Below are 15,945 nucleotides of genomic sequence, written 5' to 3'. Positions count from 1 at the left end.
GCGGGCGGTTGGTCTACGCTGCGTAGTACACGAGCTACCAATCGTGGGTGGCGGTGTGGCTGTTTGCAGTCTGGGCAGGGTAGGAAGGCGTGAAATTGGCACACGGTGGGCGACCTCCGGCATCGACTAAGCGTCAGCACCGCGGACGTCGAATCAAGCAGATCAGCGCGACCCTGTTCTTGGGTGTCGGCGCGATGATGCTGTCGAGCTGCAGCGCTGAAGAAGTGATGCGGTTCGGCTGGCCCGAGGGCATCACGCCCGAGGCCGAAAGCATGCGTCACCTATGGACCTGGTCGGTGATCGCTGCCCTCGTCATGGGAATCATCGTGTGGGCGCTGACCTTCTGGACCGTCACCTTCCACCGCAAGAAGCCCGGTGGCGACGAGTTCCCGCGTCAGACCGCATACAACGTGCCGCTCGAGTTGACCTATACGGCCATCCCGTTCGTGATCATCGCGGTGCTCTTCTACTTCACGATCATCGTGCAGAACGATGTCGAGGCGAAGAAGTCCGATCCAGATGTGGTCGTGAACGTCACTGCCTTCCAGTGGAACTGGAAGTTCGGCTACCGCACGGTGCAGCTGGAAGACGGCTCCCGTTACGACGGCACCCGCGAGAACCCGTACGAGAACCAGCGGGCCGAGCTGGAGGAGCACGCCGGCGAGAAGGCCGAGCAGGCCGGCCACAACGAACAGAACGCCATCGACGCGGAGCGCAACAACATCCGCGAGTACCTCATGTACGACAAGATCGAGACCACGGGTAACTCCGAAGAGATCCCGGTCTTGGTCTTGCCGACCGGCAAGCGCATCGAGTTCGAGATCGCTTCGAACGATGTTGTCCACTCGTTCTGGGTCCCCGAGTTCCTGTTCAAGCGCGACGTGTTCCCCTTCCCGGAGGAGAACCACACCGACAACCGCTTCCAGGTCAGCTCGATCGACCGCGAAGGCGCCTTCGTCGGGCGTTGTGCCGAGATGTGCGGTACGTACCACTCGATGATGAACTTCGAGGTGCGTGCTGTCAGTCCCGAGGAGTTCGACCGCTACATCAAGTTCCGCGAATCGAACCCCAACGCCACCAACGCCCAGGCACTCGAATCGATCGGTGAGCCCGCCACAGCGCTGACCACCAAGCCTTTCGACACCCGCCGCGGCACCCAGACGGCCTCGAACTAGTACCCAGGAGCCACGAGATGAGAATTGAAGCGCGCCTCTTCGAGGTACTCACCGGGTTCTTCTTCCTGGTCGCCATCGCCTACGGGCTGGCCAGCGGGTTGTCCAGCAAGAACGTCGAGTGGGTCGGTGTCACCGGTCTGGTCATGACCGGCGGCCTGACCATGATCATCGGAACGTACTTCCGATTCGTCGCTCGCCGCGTGGACATCCGCCCCGAGGACTACGAAGACGCCGAGGTGTCCGACGGTTCAGGCGAATTGGGTTTCTTCAGCCCCGGCAGCTGGTGGCCTGTGGTGATCGCGCTCGGCGCTGCGACCCTCGCCGTGGCCATGGCGACAAGCAACTTCTGGTTTGTCGGATTCGCTGCTGCAGCCATCATCGGGGCGGTCGCCGGTCTGGTGTTCGAATACCACACCGGGCAAGAAAAGCACTGACCAGCAGAACAACATCGATTCTTCTTTGCACTCAGCTCCTGGGACGTCCGTAGAGATACGGCACACCTGGGAGCTGAGTGCTTTGCAGCGCCGCCACCTGCGTGAGCTCTTCGACCGCGCTTTCGACGGTGAGTTCGCAGACACCGACTACGACCACGCCCTCGGCGGCCTGCACGTCATGGTCGCGTCCGACGGCGGCGACGTGGTGGCTCATGCGGCGGTGGTGGCCAGATCCATCGTCGTCGACGAAGAACCACTCCGCGTCGGGTATGTGGAAGCGGTTGCAGTCGACCCCACACGGCAACGACAGGGTCTCGGCCACCAGGTGATGGAAGCGTGCGAGCGAATAGTCCTCAACGCCTACGACTTCGGGGCGCTCAGCGCCAGTGCGGCGGGCGAAGCCCTCTATCGTGCACGAGGCTGGCGCCCGTGGGAGGGCGAACTCGGGGCGCTGACGCCAGACGGCTCGATCACGACGCCTGACGACCGTGGAGGCGTTCACGTCTTCGGTGAGATCGGCCGGCCCGATGGTCGTCTGCTGTGCGACTGGCGCTCCGGCGACCTCTGGTGATCCTGGCGGCCCTGTAGCGCTGCCGCTTATCCGCCTGCTCGTTTGTGGTTCCGTGTCGGGCGTCTCCGGCTCCAGATCGTCCTTTGACGGCCGCGTGCGCGTCCTGTGGCTCAAGTCTTTCCCGTCGTTGTCGAGACGCTCAGGAGACGTCCTTCTGAGCACACCGATCGCGAGCACGGCGGTGGGGTAGGGGAGAGGTGCCTGGTCTGAGGAATCTGTCCACACACAAGAAACCCGGGCACAAAAAATCCGGGCCCCGATACGGGACCCGGATTCCTTGTGGTGTTGCAGATCAGTCGGTGAACGGGCTTCCGCCACGAGCCTGAAGAGCGCGCAGGGCGTCCTTCTCGACGTGGTGGGCTTCGCTGTCGAGCTCGATCTGACGCTGTTGCTCTTCCGGTGGGTCAGCCACCAGGAGCGAACCGCTACCGGGGTGTCCGGCCGAGCCCAGCTTGTTCATCCGCTTGGGTAGCGCTGCACCCTCGTACGGCATCGGAAGCGGGTGACCGTGATCATCGAGAGGTCCGAGCGGCTGGTGCAGCTCGATGTACTCACCATGCGGGAGACGCTTGATGATTCCGGTTTCGATGCCGTGCTCGAGCACGAAGCGGTCACTGCGCTGCAGGGCCAGGGCCCAGCGGTAAGCGATGTAGTACGCGAGCGGCGGCACGATGATCAGACCGATGCGTCCCATCCACGTGGTCGCGTTGAGCGATATGTGGAACTTGTACGCGATGATGTCGTTCATGCACGACACGGTGAGCACGATGTAGAAAGCGAGTGCCATCGCGCCGATACCTGTGCGCACCGGAGTGTCACGAGGCCGCTGCAGCAGGTTGTGGTGCGCATCGTCGCCGGTGAGACGCTTCTCTATCCAGGGATAGGCGAACATCACGGTGATGATGATCCCGATGACAACTACCACCCAGAAGATCGCTGGGATCGTGTACGCGTTTCCGAAGTAGACCTCCCACGCCGGCATCAGGCGGGCAAGTCCGTCGGTCCACATCATGTAGATGTCGGGCTGCGAACCTGCCGACACGTGCGCCGGGTTGTATGGCCCGAGCACCCACACCGGGTTGATCTGGAAGATGCCGGAGATGATCGCGAGGAAGCCGAAGGTGACCGCGAACAGTGCACCGGCCTTCGCCGCGAAGATCGGGAGGATGCGGACGCCGACAACGTTCTGTTCGGTGCGGCCGGGGCCGGGGAACTGAGTGTGCTTCTGGTACCAGACCAGTGCGAGGTGTGCACCGATCAGGGCCAGGATGATGCCTGGGAAAAGCAGCACGTGCAGTATGTAGAGCCGCGGAATGATGATGTCGCCCGGGAACTGACCGCCGAACAGGGCCCAGTGGATCCAGGTACCGACAAGCGGTATTCCGAGGACGATGCCCGACATGGCAGCGCGGACGCCGGTGCCCGAGAGCAGGTCGTCGGGGAGTGAGTATCCGAAGAAGCCCTCGAACATCGCCAGGAGCAGCAGCATGCAGCCGATGACCCAGTTGGCCTCACGTGGCCGGCGGAACGCACCGGTGAAGAAGATGCGGGCCATGTGGATGATGATCGACGCCGCGAACAGCAGTGCTGCCCAGTGGTGGAGCTGTCGGACGAACAGACCGCCGCGGACCTCGAACGAGATGTCGAGCGTGGTGGCGTACGCCTTGGTCATCATCACGCCGTTGAGCGGTTCGTAGGCGCCGTTGTAGACGACCTCGCTCATCGACGGATCGAAGAAGAACGTCAGGTACACACCCGAGATCAGCAGGATCACAAAGCTGTAGAGCGCGATCTCGCCGAGCAGGAAGGACCAGTGGGTGGGGAAGACCTTGTTGATCTGCCGACGGAGACCGGGAGCCAGGTGATACCGGCTGTCGACCTCTTCTGCGCGTTGCGCGAGTTTGCTCATGGTCTGTCCTTCCCCTGGCCGCGTTCCCAGAACGCCGGCCCGACGGGTTCGATGAAGTCGCCGGCCGCCACCAGATAACCCTGTTCATTCACAGTAATGGGCAACTGCGCGAGCGCGCGAGCAGCTGGACCGAAGATCGGCTTGGCGAACTCGAGGGCATCGAACTGGGACTGGTGACACGGGCAGAGGATACGGTTGGTCTGCTGCTCGAAGAGCGATGCCGGGCAACCGAGGTGCGAGCAGACCTTCGTGTAAGCGAAGTAGTCGCCGTAGTTGAAACTTTCCTGGTTCTTGCGCTTGATGGCCCGGGCCGCATCGTTGGGACGCAGGCGGATCAACATCACGGGGTTGTCCACCGCACGCAGTCCCTCGAGGAGCTTGTGCCGAGATTCTTCCGTCTCTCCGACGCCATCGGAGACCCGCCACGGGAAGACCGTCTCCATGCCGCCGGCATCGAGATCTTCCGGCCGGACGAGGACAACTTGGTGTGGGTTGCCGGTGTCGCGACGCAGGAAGACCGTCTCGTTGGGGGTTTCGGGCGAGTTGTGGATCGGCGACCACCCGGTGTTCCAGAGCGGGGAGTCCTTGCCCTCGGCCCACGGGTTCTTGATGATTCCGCCGACCAGGGCGACGAGGCCGGTGACCGCGAAGGTTCCGAGGCCGAAGAGTCCGGCACCGATGATCATCTTCCGACGACCGATCGTGGACGACGTCACGGTGTTGCCGAGCATGGCGGCAGCGGTCTTCTTGTCGACCTCGGTGGAGCCGCCGTCGTGGCGGTCCTGGACCGAGATCTCTTCGGGGATGAACTTCTTGGTGAACTGGATGGCGCCCACTCCGATGGAGAGGATCGACAATCCGAAGGTCACGCCCAGCAGGGGAGTGTTGAAGATGTACTGCCAGTAGTGGTCTCCACCGGGCATCACGAATTCCCAGTGGTTGAAGATGAAGATGACAAAGCAGGCCACCGCAGACAGACCGGCCAGCAGGAACCAGAGCGCGACCGACCGCTCCGCGCGCTTCTCCGCCTTGCTGCCGGGCTCGGGGAACCGTTCCCGACGGTGGATGATCTCCACACCATCGAGATTGGTTCCGAGCTTGACCAGCTGGTCGTTGCTCATCCCGTCGAGCTCGTCCTGGGTGGGGACAGATTTGTGTTGATCGCTCATGTGCGTGATCCCATCCACATCGCGGCGGCGACGATAGCCACTACGCCGACAGCCCACATCGCCATTCCCTCGGAGACCGGTCCGAAGCCGCCCAGGGCGTACCCGCCCGGTGCTTCGGGGCGCGTCGCGTACTTGACGTAGCCGATGATGTCCCGCTTTTCCTCGTCGGTGAGCTGACGATCCGAGAACTTGGGCATGTTCTGCGGTCCGGTCAACATCGCCGTGTAGATCTGTTGCTCATCGGCTGGGTCGAGGACCGGCGCGAACTTGCCCGACGACAGTGCGCCGCCGCGACCGGTGAAGTTGTGGCACGACGCGCAGTTCAGCCGGAACAGCTCGCTACCGCGGCCGATGTTCTCGCCGCGCAACTGCTCCTGCTCGACAACCGGGTAACCGTCTTCGAAGATGACGTTTCCGTTGGCGTCCTTGGCGTACACGACCTGGGGGCCGCCGCCGACCGACTGGATGTAGGCGCCGAGTTGGTCGATCTGGGCCTGGGTGAACTTGGCCGGCTTGCGCTGGATCTGAGCCTCACCACGGACCGCGGGCATGCGCCCGGACGAGACCTGGAAGTACACCGACGCATCGCCGACGCCGACCAGTGACGGTCCGCGGTCGAGTACACCTTCGAGGTTGGCGCCGTGGCACGTGATGCAGGACGTCTCGTAGAGCTTGCGGCCATCCTGGATCAGCGCCGCACTCGACTCGCTGTCCGCCTTGGCGACCTGCGGGTCCGGGGTGATCGCGGTGGCCAGGCCTCCGGCGACCACAAGACCTGCGAGCAACAGCAGGATGCCGGACGCGCGACGTCGCAACTTGCGGCGTGCCTTGGCCTTTTTCGCGTCGATCCTGCCTGCGCCCTCGCTCAGGGCGCCCTCAACCGAATCCCCGGGTGAGGTGGGTGGGGGAGATGAACTCATCTGTGTCTCTCTGCTAAGCGGACTGACTCTGCCTGGGCTGAAGTGTGGTGCGCGTTACCGGATGAAGTAAATGGTCGCGAACAGGGCAATCCAGACGATGTCGACGAAGTGCCAGTAGTAGGACACGACGATCGCGGCGGTTGCCTGAGCCGGGGTGAACTTGCTCAACCGCGTGCGGATCAGCAAGAAGACAAAGGCGACGAGACCGCCGATGACGTGCAGGCCGTGGAACCCGGTGGTGATGTAGAACACCGAGCCGTAGGCGCTTGACGACAACGTCGTGCCCTCGTGAACCAGGTGGTAGTACTCGTACGCCTGACCGGCGACGAAGATCGCGCCCATGATCAGCGTGATCGTGTACCACCGGCGAAGGCCGAAGACGTCGCCACGCTCGGCGGCGAAGACACCGAGCTGGCATGTCACCGACGACAGGATCAACACGGTGGTCACCGGGATCGCCAACGTCAGGTTGAGCTCGGTGGGCTCCATCGGCCAGTTGCCGTAGTTTCCGGCTCGCGCGACGAAGTACATCGCGAACAATCCGGCAAAGAACATCAGCTCGCTCGAAAGCCACACAATCGTGCCGACGCTGACCATGTTGGGTCGGTTCAGCGAGTGCACGCGCTGGGTGATAGCTGATCCTGTGGGTGCTGCAGCGCTAGTCACCCCAGAAGTATGACGGTTCGTAGTAAGCGCTGACTACTTGGGTCCAGAATTTTTTCCGGCGGGTCGCGCCGACCCAGGTAGACGCCTGCATATGCCCTGTTCCCGGCGTGTCCGAGAGCTGGAAATCACACACCTGGGAGGCTGGTGGGGTGCCTCGCGACGTGAACGGGAACCCGGTCGAAGTGTCCCGGTGGAAACGATGGTCCGGTCGGCTCGCCGGTGGCCGAAAGCCCAACGGGGAGTTGTCTGCCGACGATCCGTCTCTCGTGGTGACAGCCGAGAGTTTCGACGACGCGGAGGCGGCGTCGGCGGTGCTCGCCGATTCCGGTTGGCGCGAGCACGAACAGTCGGTTCTGCGGCACCTGCTGGTGCTGCCGTCCGGGTCCGTCCCAGGGGCTCTGGAACTCGCCGCCCAGGACCACTACGGGCCCGTTCCGGTTCCACCGGGGACCGGTGTCGAGGCCGCCGGCGACAACGAGGTGGTGGCACTGGCTCGCGTACAGCTGATCGATGCCCTGCACGTGTCCCAGGAACGCTCCCGGATGGCCGGTCTGGCCCAGCGGCACGGCGGCTCTGCAGTGGGCTGGCAGGTGCTGCAACCGCCGACGAATCAGGTTGCGGGGGGTGGCTAGGCTGCCACTGTGACCCACTCGAACGTTCCGGCCCGTACGTGGCCGCAGATTCTCGGTGTTCTGGCCGATGGCCACGACCTGGATCCCGACGGTGCCGAGTGGGCGATGAACGAGATCATGACCGACAACGCGACCCCAGCGCAGATCGCCGCCTTCGGGGTGGCGATGAAGCTCAAGGGGCCGACCCCCGGGGAATTGCTGGGCCTGGCAACGGGGATGCTCGCCCACTCCAGTGTGGTGCCCACGACCGGCGATTGCGTCGACATCGTGGGAACCGGTGGTGACCGGTCGAACACGGTGAACATCTCGACGATGGCATCGGTCGTGGTGGCCGCAGCCGGTGTGCCGGTGGTCAAGCACGGCAATCGCGCGGCGTCGTCGAAGAGCGGTGGCGCCGATGTCCTGGAGGCTCTGGGCGTCAAGATCGCGCTGACCGCCGACGGCGTCGCCACCTGTGTCGGCCAGGCGGGCATCGCCTTCTGTTTTGCCCCCGTGTTTCATCCCGCGTTGCGGTTCGCGGCGGCCCCCCGCAAGGAGATCGGCATACCGACGGTCTTCAATGTGCTTGGCCCCCTGACCAATCCGGCACAGCCGACCAGCGGCCTTGTTGGGTGTGCCTTTGCCGATCTCGCGCCGGTACTCGCCCAGACATTCGCTGATCGTGGTCATTCTGTACTCGTCGTCCGCGGCGACGACGGCCTCGACGAACTGACCACGACGACGACGTCAACCGTGTGGCAGGTTGTCGACGGTGCCGTGCACAAACAGACTGTGGACCCAACGACCATCGGTCTGGCCCGGGTCGAGTTGGAAGCACTTCGAGGCGGCGACGCGGACCACAATGCGCAGGTCGCGCGGGACCTGTTCGCCGGCGCGACGGGGCCGGTACGCGATGCCGTGGTGCTCAATGCTGCCGGCGCACTGGCTGCCTACCGCCGCGACCGCGGCGCCGATCTGCACGAACAGCTGCGCACGCAGATCGACGTGGCTGCCGACGCAATCGACTCCGGCGCGGCCGCGACCCTGCTCGACAACTGGGTGCGCGTGAGCAACGCCCTCTGACGCACCCTCCATGGGGTTGTCAGGCGGGCTCCCCGGTAGGCCGCCGACCAGGGCGGCCGCCCGGGTGTTCCTTCGTTACTCGCCGATGGAGAAGCCGGCGTCGACGTCGGCGCTGGAGTAGCTCTTGAAGGCGATGTGGGTGGCGGTGTGCTTCACACCCGGCAGCCGACTGATCGCGGCGGTGACGACGTCGGCGATCTCCGCGTGGTCCCGGACTCGGATCTTCGCGATCAGGTCGACGTCACCCGCACACGAGTACACCTCGGTGACGCCTGAGATGTCGGCCACAGCCTGGGCGGTCTCCGGGATCTGATGGACATCGGTCTGGATCAAGACGATGGCGGTAATCATTGACTCAGCCTAGGTCGCCCTCGAGTGTGATGGTGCGACGCGCCGTACCCACCTTGTCGCGCCAGTGGACGTGCCGGCCGCCACCGTGCCGCGGCAGGCTGAACCCGCTGGAGGCACAGACGATTCGAACACCTGGTCCGGTGAGCCACCGGTACACCAACGCGACTTCCTCGTGGGGCGCGCCGTACAGCGGTCCCGGTTCGGGGAGCACCGTCTCCGCACCGGCCGCGAGCGCGGCGACCACGGGCATCGGCGGAACGCCCCGCGCGGCGACCCCGGCGCTTGCGAGGCGGCCGTGCCTGATCACCGCCAGGTCCCATCCGCCGCGTCCATCGGGTGCGGCGGCGACCATTTCCGAGATGCGGGCCAGCGCAGCCAGCCGCTGACACCGTTCCAGGTGGGCGATGAGGTGGTCGAGGCGATCGCGCAACCGCGCGGCGTTCTCGAAGAGCTCGGCACGGGCGAGCGACTCGAGTTTGTCCAGAGCCAGCTGAACAGGGAGGTCGGTTCGGCCGCTGAACAGCTCGGCGACGGTTCGGGCTCGGGGAAGATATGCCTCGGCACCAAGTGGTTCGGTGGTGGCCGCATGGCAGCCGCCGACCACGCGCCGCCCGCCCGGGCCCACCTCGCACACATGAAGTGCAGTGGCCCGTAGTGCGGTACGGCACGTGCGCAGGCCGCATGTTTCGGCGATGAGGTCTGCGACGTCATAGGCGATGGCGCGGGAACGAAAGGGGCCGACCGAGGTCGCGGTCGGGGTCCGGCTGATCTTCAAGCGCGGGAACGCCTCCTCGGTGAGACATATCCACCAGCCGAGATGTGGGAACTTCGACCGGCGGTTGTAGGGCGGCGCGTAGGCGCCGAGGAGGCGGAGTTCGCGCACCCCGGCCTCGATCCGATGGGCACACTGGACGTGGTCGACGCGCGTCGCCAGTTCGACCATCTCGCGTATCCGGGTGCGGTTCTCCGAACCGGTGAAATAGCTGCGGACCCGCCTGCGCAGGTCGGTTGCGGTGCCCACGTACAAGACCTCGTCAGAGGGGCCCCGGAACATATAGACACCGGGTTCTGACGGCAGGTGGTCTGCCAGGCCCCTCTTGTTCCGCGTGGCACGGGAGACCCCTGGCAGGAAGTTGCGGAGGTCGCCGAAGGTGTGGATGCCGAGATTGCCGACCCGCTCGAAGAGCCGGTGCATCACCTCGACGGTTGCGCGGGCGTCGTCGAGCGCTCGGTGGGTCGGGCGGGTCTGGACGGCGAAGAGGTCGGCGAGCGCCGAGAGTTTGACAGTCGGCGCCTCGTCTCTGGTCAGGACTCGACGGGCCAGCTTCACGGTGCACAGCACCCGGCGGAACGGCCACGGGTGGCCGAGCTCGGTGGCAGCGGCGCGCAGGAAGCCGGTGTCGAACCGGGCGTTGTGCGCCACGATCACCGAGTCGCGGGCGAATTCGAGGAAGGCCGGGAGCACCTGGTCGATCGTCGGGGCCTGGTAGACCATCGCTTCGGTGATGCCGGTGAGGCGAACGATGTGTGGAGGGATGCCGCGCTGTGGATCCACGAGAGTCGCGAAGTCGCCCAGCACCTCGCCGCCCCGGACCTTCACGGCGCCGATCTCGGTGATCCGGTCGCCCATCGGGCTGCCCCCGGTGGTCTCGAGGTCCACCACCACGAATGTGGTCTCCCGCAGGGGGACGTCGTCGGGGTGGTCCAGTACGGGATCGTCGAAACACAGCTGAGTCCCAGCAGCCTCACCAACAACACTCACACCGCGAACATTAGTTCGAACCACCGACATCGCCGCGGTGGCGCAGTGCGAGATGGCTTGTCAGACCGTGGAGTTAGCGTTCGGCCATCGGGGTCGAATCAGAGGGCTCCGGACGTCAGGGAGAACCCTGAGAACCCTGAGAAAAGGCCCCCTAAACCGAATGAGACGGAGATCACAATGCTCATAGACTGCAACACCTGCCCAGGCCGTCGGGTCGCCTGCGACGACTGCATGATGACCGTTTTCCTGGGTCCCGTAGGTGTCCCCAACAGCGCAAACGACGAAGTTCGCTGTGATGAATTCGTTATTGACCACCAGGCGCGCATCGATGACGCCATTGCGGTGTTCCATGCTGCGGGCATGATCGGCAAGTCTGACCGTCACGGTCAGGACGTGGCAGTCAACGCAGGTAACAGGGTTTTTGTTCCCCGATCTGGCGGTCATCTGCGAGCTGGATGACCCGACACGCCGGTCGGTCTCCTGTCGGTCCCCTAGTGGACACGGACCATCACGGTTTCGTAACCTTTCTGAGACCTTGCGAAAGCGTCCACTCCAACCGGAGCGGATCGTAGGGTCGCCGCTCAATCACCGTCCTGGTGAACCGGGGAACCACTGATGCGAATGCGAGTTCACATCCGGGGTGAATCCCACTGAACCCTGAGGTCTTCAGACTTCTGGGTTCACCGGGTAGGGCCATCTTCCGGCCCGAATCCGACAGCTAACCCGGTAGGCGGATAGGGAAGAAACAGGAGACATCGCTTCGTGGCGAAACATCGTTTGCAACAGCCGAACCGGGGCATCAAGAGCGCCCGGGGCGCACTGATCGCCGGATCGATCACTCTCGGCACCATGGGAATGGCCGCAGCGCCGGCCATGGCTGCTCCGATCACCGTTCCCGGTGTCGGAACCTTCGAGATCCCGGGCCTGGCCGAAAACCAGATCCCCAACGAGTTCAAATCCCCCAACATCCTGCCGCAGGCAGCGCAGCCGGTCCGGCCCGCAGGCCAGATCGCCGCTGATGCCGCAGTGAGCAAGATCGGTTCGCCGTATGTCTACGGCGCAGCCGGCCCCAGCGCATTCGACTGCTCAGGTCTCGTCTACTGGTCGCACCAGCAGGCCGGTCAGACCATTCCCCGGGACAGCTACGGCCAGCTCGGCGGTGGCACCCACGTCGACGCTGCGAACATCCAGCCCGGCGACGTCGTGATCTACAACGGTGGCGGCCACGCGGGCATCTACGTCGGTGGCGGCCAGGTCGTCCACTCCTCGACCGAGGGCGTGCCCGTCGGTCGGATGGGTCTCAACGACCAGTCGATCGTCGACATCCGTCGCTACTGATCTACACAACTGAACACGACCATTGGGCGGGGCCGCACTCGAGCGGCACCCGCCCAATGGCTTCCGAACACCCGGTTGCAGACAGTCTGGCCGTCCGCGCTCGGTGGGGCGAAGGCCTGTGTAGCCTGGCCGGGTTGGTCAGTGCAGCGGGATCGGTCGAACAAGACGTACCGAGTGGGCAGCTGATCTGTTCGGTACACACAGAGGTAGAAGGGCTCGGGTTGGCCCGCGTGAAGTGTTGAGGAGTTTCATCGTCGTGGTGCGGAAGCGTTATGCCGCCGTCATGCAGACCGTGATCGCGGCTGTGGTGTTGGCGTTGGCGGTTGCACTGGGCGCAGGTGCGCCGGCCGGTGCCGAACCGGGACCGCAGAGCCCGGATGACATGCTCACCGAATACACGCAGCTGGGCCGCGAGGCCGAGCAGGCCACCGAGGCCATTCACAACACCACGATCGAACTGAACAACCAGCGCGGCGCTGTCACGGCGGCGAACGAGGCCGCTTCGGCGGCCGAGCGCACCCTTGCCGAGCAGGAGAAGCAGGCCGAAAGCCTGCAGGGCGCAGTTGATGCACTGGTCAACGCCAGTTACCGGGGCGCGCGGGTCAATCGTCTCTACGCCGTCCTCGTCAGTGACTCGCCGCAATCGTTGCTCGACCAGATGTCCGGACTCGAGATGATCTCGCGTCAGACCGTTGCCGACGTGAAGACGTTCAAGGTCGCCAACGACAAAGCGCTGGAAGCGCAAAAGGTGGCGCAGGACGCGAAGACGAAGGCCGAGCAGGCAGTGGCCGTCGCCGAGAAGACCAGCGCAGACCTGCAGGCCAGGCAGAGTGAACGAATCTTCAAGGCCACCGAGATCAGGGCGATGTACGAGTCGTTGACCGGCAAGCAGCTCGCTGCACTGGCCGGGCCCAAGATCGAGTTCGACGCCTCGATGTTGCCCGCCGGGACGGCCCCCGAGGTCATCGCTGTTCGTGCTGCGCTCACCCGGATCGGCGATCCCTACGTGTGGGGCGCCACCGGGCCGGATCAATTCGATTGCTCCGGGCTGATGGTGTGGGCATACAAACAAGCAGGGAAGACGCTGCCGCGGTCCAGCCAGGCGCAACTGGCGGGCGGCACCCCGGTGGAGCGAGATGCTCTGCGGCCCGGCGATCTGATCATCTACTACCCCGACGCCACCCACGTGGGCATGTACATCGGTAACGGCTACGTGGTGCACGCCTCGACATTCGGTGTCCCGGTCAAGGTCGCTCCGATCGACGGAGCCGGCCCGTACAACTCGGCCCGTCGATACTGAAGTCACCGGACCGCCAGTGACATCCGAGCGCGAGTCCCCAGAGCGCGAGGACCTCGATGCCGCACCGGCAGCGAACGCCACGTCCGAGCGCCGGAATCCGCTGCGCCGGAAGTGGTTGTGGGTCCTGATCGCCGTGGTGCTCGTGGTCGTTGTCGGCATCGTCGCGACAGTGCTGGTGTGGCCGTCGGACTCGGACACCGATCCACCTGCTGCAACTCAGTCCGCGCGTCCGCAGAATCCGTACGAACAGTCACGGTCGCTGGGGGTCACCCTGACCTTGCAGGCCTACACCGATGCCCTGCGCGAGGGGGATGCCGAGTCGGCTCTGGCCCAGTTGGATGCCTCGGCGACCACTGCCTTGCGTGAGCGGACGGGTGCATCGGCAGCGGGTCTGCCGGCCTTGCCGCTCAGTGCTTTCGAGTTCCGATTGTCGGCGAGCCGCGAGTTCGAGCGTCTTGTCCCCGCCGAACTCCAGGAGCGTCTCGACGCGCAGGGGAGCAGCGACTCCTGGGTGGCCCCCGTGCAGTTGCGATACGGCTACGAGGGGATCGACTCGATCCCGGTTGTGCTCGACCTCCCCATGGTGATGGCCCAGTACCCGGAGGGCTGGAAGATGGTCGCCGATGCGGGGCCGCTGTTCGGGCAGCCCGCGCCTGCGGGTCAGGTGTGGGAGTTCCCGTCACCGTCGGCGACGTCCGTCGCCACCGCGCCGGGGGAGTCCTTGGTGTTGACCAACGGGTCCGACACCGGCTTCACCGCCCGCCTGGAGCAACTGCTGCCGGCCGCCGCCGGAGCCGTCACGCAGTTCTGGGGCACCAAGTGGCCGCAGGGCGCCGGGATCATCGCTGCCCCCACCGACGACGAGTTCCGATCGCTCACCGGTGCTGCGACCGCTGACGCCCAGGCTGCCGCGGCCGTCTCGATCTTCACAGGAGTCGATCCCGCTGGACCGACCGCCCTGGGGCAACGTGTGGTCTTCAGTCCTCAAGCGGCGCAACTGGATCCGAACGCACTCGCGGTGGTGCTCCGGCATGAGCTGTTCCACGTCGCCGCTCGCACCGTCACCGCTCAGGCCGCCCCGGTCTGGGTGACCGAAGGGGTGGCCGAATATGTCGGCCGCCGAGGGACGTACACCCGCCTCGCCGACGCCGCCCCGACCCTGGCCGGGCAGGTCGCAGCCGGTGAGGTGCCTGCGGACCTACCCAGCGATGCGAACTTCTCTCCGGGCAGTCCCGACGCGGCGTTGTCCTACCAGTCCGCGTGGTCTGTGGCGGCCTTCATCGCGGACAAGTTCGGCGACGACAAACTCAAACGTTTTTATGTGGCGCTGGCCGGCGCTGATCAGCCGACCGACCCTCAGCTGGTGGTCAAGTCCCAGGACACCGCCTCGAACATCGTTCTGGGGATCTCGCGCGAGGAACTCGTCGATCAGTGGCGTGGCTGGCTCACTGCGTCACCCTGATCGCCGCTACGGTGAGCCAATGCACCGTACGCTGTTGGTCACCAACGACTTTCCGCCCCGGCAGGGGGGTATCCAGTCGTACTTGCAGAACCTGGTCGAGCGGTTGCCCGCCGGCGACGTGGTCGTCTATGCGCCGCGATGGCGCGAAGACAGCCACATCCGGTTCGACGCGGAGCAGGGCTACGAGGTCGTCCGCCATCCCACGACGTTGATGTTGCCCACGCCTGCGGTTGCGCGGCGGGCAGCCGATCTGGTTCGGGCGCATCAGGTCGACACCGTCTGGTTCGGGGCGGCGGCTCCTCTGGCCGTGCTCGGTCCGGCCATGCGACGCGCAGGCGCACAGCGTGTGATCGCCAGTACGCACGGGCACGAGGTCGGCTGGTCGATGCTTCCGGTGGCGCGGCAGGGTCTCGGCGTGATCGGCCGAGGCACGGACGTGATCACGTACGTGAGCAAGTACACGCGTGACCGTTTCAGTGCGGCATTCGGCCCCCGCGCGGCACTCGAACACCTACCGCCGGGTGTGGACACCGAACGGTTCAAGCCGGATGACGTTGCCCGACAACGTCTTCGGCAATTGCACGGGCTCGGTGACGCGCCGACCATACTGTGTCTGTCCCGGCTGGTCCCACGCAAAGGGCAGGACATGTTGATCCGGGCGTTGCCCGAGGTCCGTGCAGAGATCCGCGACGCCACGTTGGTGATCGTCGGGGGTGGCCCCGATGCCGAGCGGCTTCGGGACCTGGCACGCAAAGTCGGTGTCGCCGAGCACGTTCTGTTCACCGGCTCGGTACCCGCCGACGAGCTTGCCGCGTACCACAACATCGCGGATGTCTTCGCGATGCCGGCGCGCACCAGAGGTCGGGGACTGGATGTCGAAGGTCTCGGCATCGTCTACCTGGAAGCCTCGGCGTCGGGGATCCCGGTGATCGCCGGTGAGTCGGGAGGCGCCCCGGAAACGGTGAAGCAGGGCGAAACGGGTCTGGTCGTGGACGGCCGGTCGATCAGAGAGATCACCGATGCCCTGACAGCTCTGCTGGGAGACCCGGACCTGTGCGCATCGATGGGTGCTGCGGGACGGGATTGGGTCCAGTCGCGGTGGCGGTGGGAACACATGGCCGGCCGGCTCCGGCAGCTGCTGTGACCGCCTGCCGCGCTGCGGACCCTCAAAGCAGGGTTGTGGTCGGACCGGCA

General features: G+C 65.2%; 16 protein-coding genes and 1 riboswitch. Of the genes, 10 read left to right on the top strand and 6 right to left on the bottom strand.

The window, feature by feature from the left end:
* The first annotated feature begins 95 nt into the window (after positions 1-95).
* The 3 genes from ctaC to WIMU1_RS19235 all read left to right on the top strand — a co-directional run bounded on the left by ctaC (position 96) and on the right by WIMU1_RS19235 (position 2,180).
* The gene (gene ctaC, locus WIMU1_RS19245) at positions 96-1,175 is read left to right on the top strand and encodes an aa3-type cytochrome oxidase subunit II (protein WP_442316350.1); all 1,080 of its coding nucleotides are present in this window, start codon (positions 96-98) and stop codon (positions 1,173-1,175) included.
* Between the two features lie 17 nt (positions 1,176-1,192).
* Positions 1,193-1,609: a cytochrome c oxidase subunit 4 gene (locus tag WIMU1_RS19240; RefSeq protein WP_062799563.1), complete on the top strand. Its 417-nt coding sequence runs from the start codon at positions 1,193-1,195 to the stop codon at positions 1,607-1,609.
* 82 nt (positions 1,610-1,691) lie between these two features.
* Entirely contained in the window at positions 1,692-2,180 is a 489-nt protein-coding gene (locus WIMU1_RS19235; RefSeq protein WP_245968972.1) for a GNAT family N-acetyltransferase, read from the top strand.
* 292 nt (positions 2,181-2,472) lie between these two features.
* Here the strand turns inward: WIMU1_RS19235 and qcrB are convergent, their stop codons facing one another.
* The 4 genes from qcrB to ctaE are packed head-to-tail and all read right to left on the bottom strand — an operon-like array spanning position 2,473 to position 6,844.
* A complete protein-coding gene (qcrB, locus tag WIMU1_RS19230; protein ID WP_030171511.1) occupies positions 2,473-4,089 on the bottom strand; it encodes a cytochrome bc1 complex cytochrome b subunit in 1,617 nt (538 codons plus the stop codon).
* The gene (qcrA, locus tag WIMU1_RS19225) at positions 4,086-5,258 is read right to left on the bottom strand and encodes a cytochrome bc1 complex Rieske iron-sulfur subunit (protein WP_062799561.1); all 1,173 of its coding nucleotides are present in this window, start codon (positions 5,256-5,258) and stop codon (positions 4,086-4,088) included. Before qcrA ends, qcrB begins: the two co-directional genes overlap by 4 nt.
* Positions 5,255-6,178: a cytochrome bc1 complex diheme cytochrome c subunit gene (qcrC, locus tag WIMU1_RS19220; protein ID WP_062799559.1), complete on the bottom strand. Its 924-nt coding sequence runs from the start codon at positions 6,176-6,178 to the stop codon at positions 5,255-5,257. The genes qcrA and qcrC overlap by 4 nt, the downstream gene beginning before the upstream one ends.
* 54 nt (positions 6,179-6,232) lie before the next feature.
* A complete protein-coding gene (ctaE, locus tag WIMU1_RS19215) occupies positions 6,233-6,844 on the bottom strand; it encodes an aa3-type cytochrome oxidase subunit III (protein ID WP_081729571.1) in 612 nt (203 codons plus the stop codon).
* Between the two features lie 149 nt (positions 6,845-6,993).
* On the opposite strand from ctaE, the gene WIMU1_RS19210 reads away from it, so the two are divergent.
* Both WIMU1_RS19210 and trpD read left to right on the top strand, forming a co-directional pair.
* Positions 6,994-7,476, top strand: coding sequence for a hypothetical protein (locus tag WIMU1_RS19210; RefSeq protein WP_245968973.1), 483 nt, complete (start codon positions 6,994-6,996; stop codon positions 7,474-7,476).
* A 9-nt stretch (positions 7,477-7,485) separates the two neighbouring features.
* Positions 7,486-8,538: an anthranilate phosphoribosyltransferase gene (gene trpD / locus WIMU1_RS19205; RefSeq protein WP_062799556.1), complete on the top strand. Its 1,053-nt coding sequence runs from the start codon at positions 7,486-7,488 to the stop codon at positions 8,536-8,538.
* A 75-nt stretch (positions 8,539-8,613) separates the two neighbouring features.
* Here trpD and WIMU1_RS19200 read toward each other — a convergent pair whose 3' ends face one another.
* Complete coding sequence (locus tag WIMU1_RS19200; RefSeq protein ID WP_023953755.1) at positions 8,614-8,889, bottom strand: Lrp/AsnC family transcriptional regulator; 276 nt, start codon at positions 8,887-8,889, stop codon at positions 8,614-8,616.
* Between the two features lie 4 nt (positions 8,890-8,893).
* Complete coding sequence (locus tag WIMU1_RS19195) at positions 8,894-10,681, bottom strand: DEDD exonuclease domain-containing protein (protein WP_062799554.1); 1,788 nt, start codon at positions 10,679-10,681, stop codon at positions 8,894-8,896.
* Positions 10,682-10,885: 204 nt separating this feature from the next.
* Here WIMU1_RS19195 and WIMU1_RS26220 point away from each other — a divergent pair, with 204 nt between their 5' ends.
* The 5 genes from WIMU1_RS26220 to WIMU1_RS19175 all read left to right on the top strand — a co-directional run bounded on the left by WIMU1_RS26220 (position 10,886) and on the right by WIMU1_RS19175 (position 15,895).
* On the top strand, positions 10,886-11,110 hold the full coding sequence (locus WIMU1_RS26220) for a hypothetical protein (protein WP_147431381.1): 225 nt from the start codon (positions 10,886-10,888) through the stop codon (positions 11,108-11,110).
* A 109-nt stretch (positions 11,111-11,219) separates the two neighbouring features.
* A riboswitch (cyclic di-AMP (ydaO/yuaA leader) is annotated at positions 11,220-11,399 on the top strand.
* A gap of 14 nt (positions 11,400-11,413) precedes the next feature.
* On the top strand, positions 11,414-11,989 hold the full coding sequence (locus tag WIMU1_RS19190) for a C40 family peptidase (RefSeq protein ID WP_030171502.1): 576 nt from the start codon (positions 11,414-11,416) through the stop codon (positions 11,987-11,989).
* Positions 11,990-12,245: 256 nt separating this feature from the next.
* Positions 12,246-13,289: a C40 family peptidase gene (locus WIMU1_RS19185; protein WP_245968974.1), complete on the top strand. Its 1,044-nt coding sequence runs from the start codon at positions 12,246-12,248 to the stop codon at positions 13,287-13,289.
* 16 nt (positions 13,290-13,305) lie between these two features.
* Complete coding sequence (locus tag WIMU1_RS19180; RefSeq protein ID WP_062799552.1) at positions 13,306-14,751, top strand: gluzincin family metallopeptidase; 1,446 nt, start codon at positions 13,306-13,308, stop codon at positions 14,749-14,751.
* A 19-nt stretch (positions 14,752-14,770) separates the two neighbouring features.
* Positions 14,771-15,895 (top strand): glycosyltransferase family 4 protein, encoded by a 1,125-nt coding sequence (locus tag WIMU1_RS19175; protein WP_062799550.1) that lies wholly within the window; start codon positions 14,771-14,773, stop codon positions 15,893-15,895.
* Positions 15,896-15,945 lie beyond the last annotated feature (50 nt).

The sequence above is a fragment of the Williamsia muralis NBRC 105860 genome (assembly GCF_001598915.1).
Lineage (GTDB): Bacteria > Actinomycetota > Actinomycetes > Mycobacteriales > Mycobacteriaceae > Williamsia > Williamsia muralis.
Note: the sequence above shows the minus strand (reverse complement) of the source record. Positions and strands in the feature narration are given on the sequence as shown.

Excerpts from the sequence above, each read along its gene's own strand:
- WIMU1_RS19175 (WP_062799550.1), top strand. The coding sequence starts at position 14,771 with ATGCACCGTACGCTGTTGGTCACCAACGACTTTCCGCCCCGGCAGGGG.
- WIMU1_RS19195 (WP_062799554.1), bottom strand. The coding sequence starts at position 10,681 with ATGTCGGTGGTTCGAACTAATGTTCGCGGTGTGAGTGTTGTTGGTGAG.
- WIMU1_RS26220 (WP_147431381.1), top strand. The coding sequence starts at position 10,886 with ATGACCGTTTTCCTGGGTCCCGTAGGTGTCCCCAACAGCGCAAACGAC.
- qcrB (WP_030171511.1), bottom strand. The coding sequence starts at position 4,089 with ATGAGCAAACTCGCGCAACGCGCAGAAGAGGTCGACAGCCGGTATCAC.
- qcrC (WP_062799559.1), bottom strand. The coding sequence starts at position 6,178 with ATGAGTTCATCTCCCCCACCCACCTCACCCGGGGATTCGGTTGAGGGC.
- qcrA (WP_062799561.1), bottom strand. The coding sequence starts at position 5,258 with ATGAGCGATCAACACAAATCTGTCCCCACCCAGGACGAGCTCGACGGG.
- WIMU1_RS19200 (WP_023953755.1), bottom strand. The coding sequence starts at position 8,889 with ATGATTACCGCCATCGTCTTGATCCAGACCGATGTCCATCAGATCCCG.
- WIMU1_RS19240 (WP_062799563.1), top strand. The coding sequence starts at position 1,193 with ATGAGAATTGAAGCGCGCCTCTTCGAGGTACTCACCGGGTTCTTCTTC.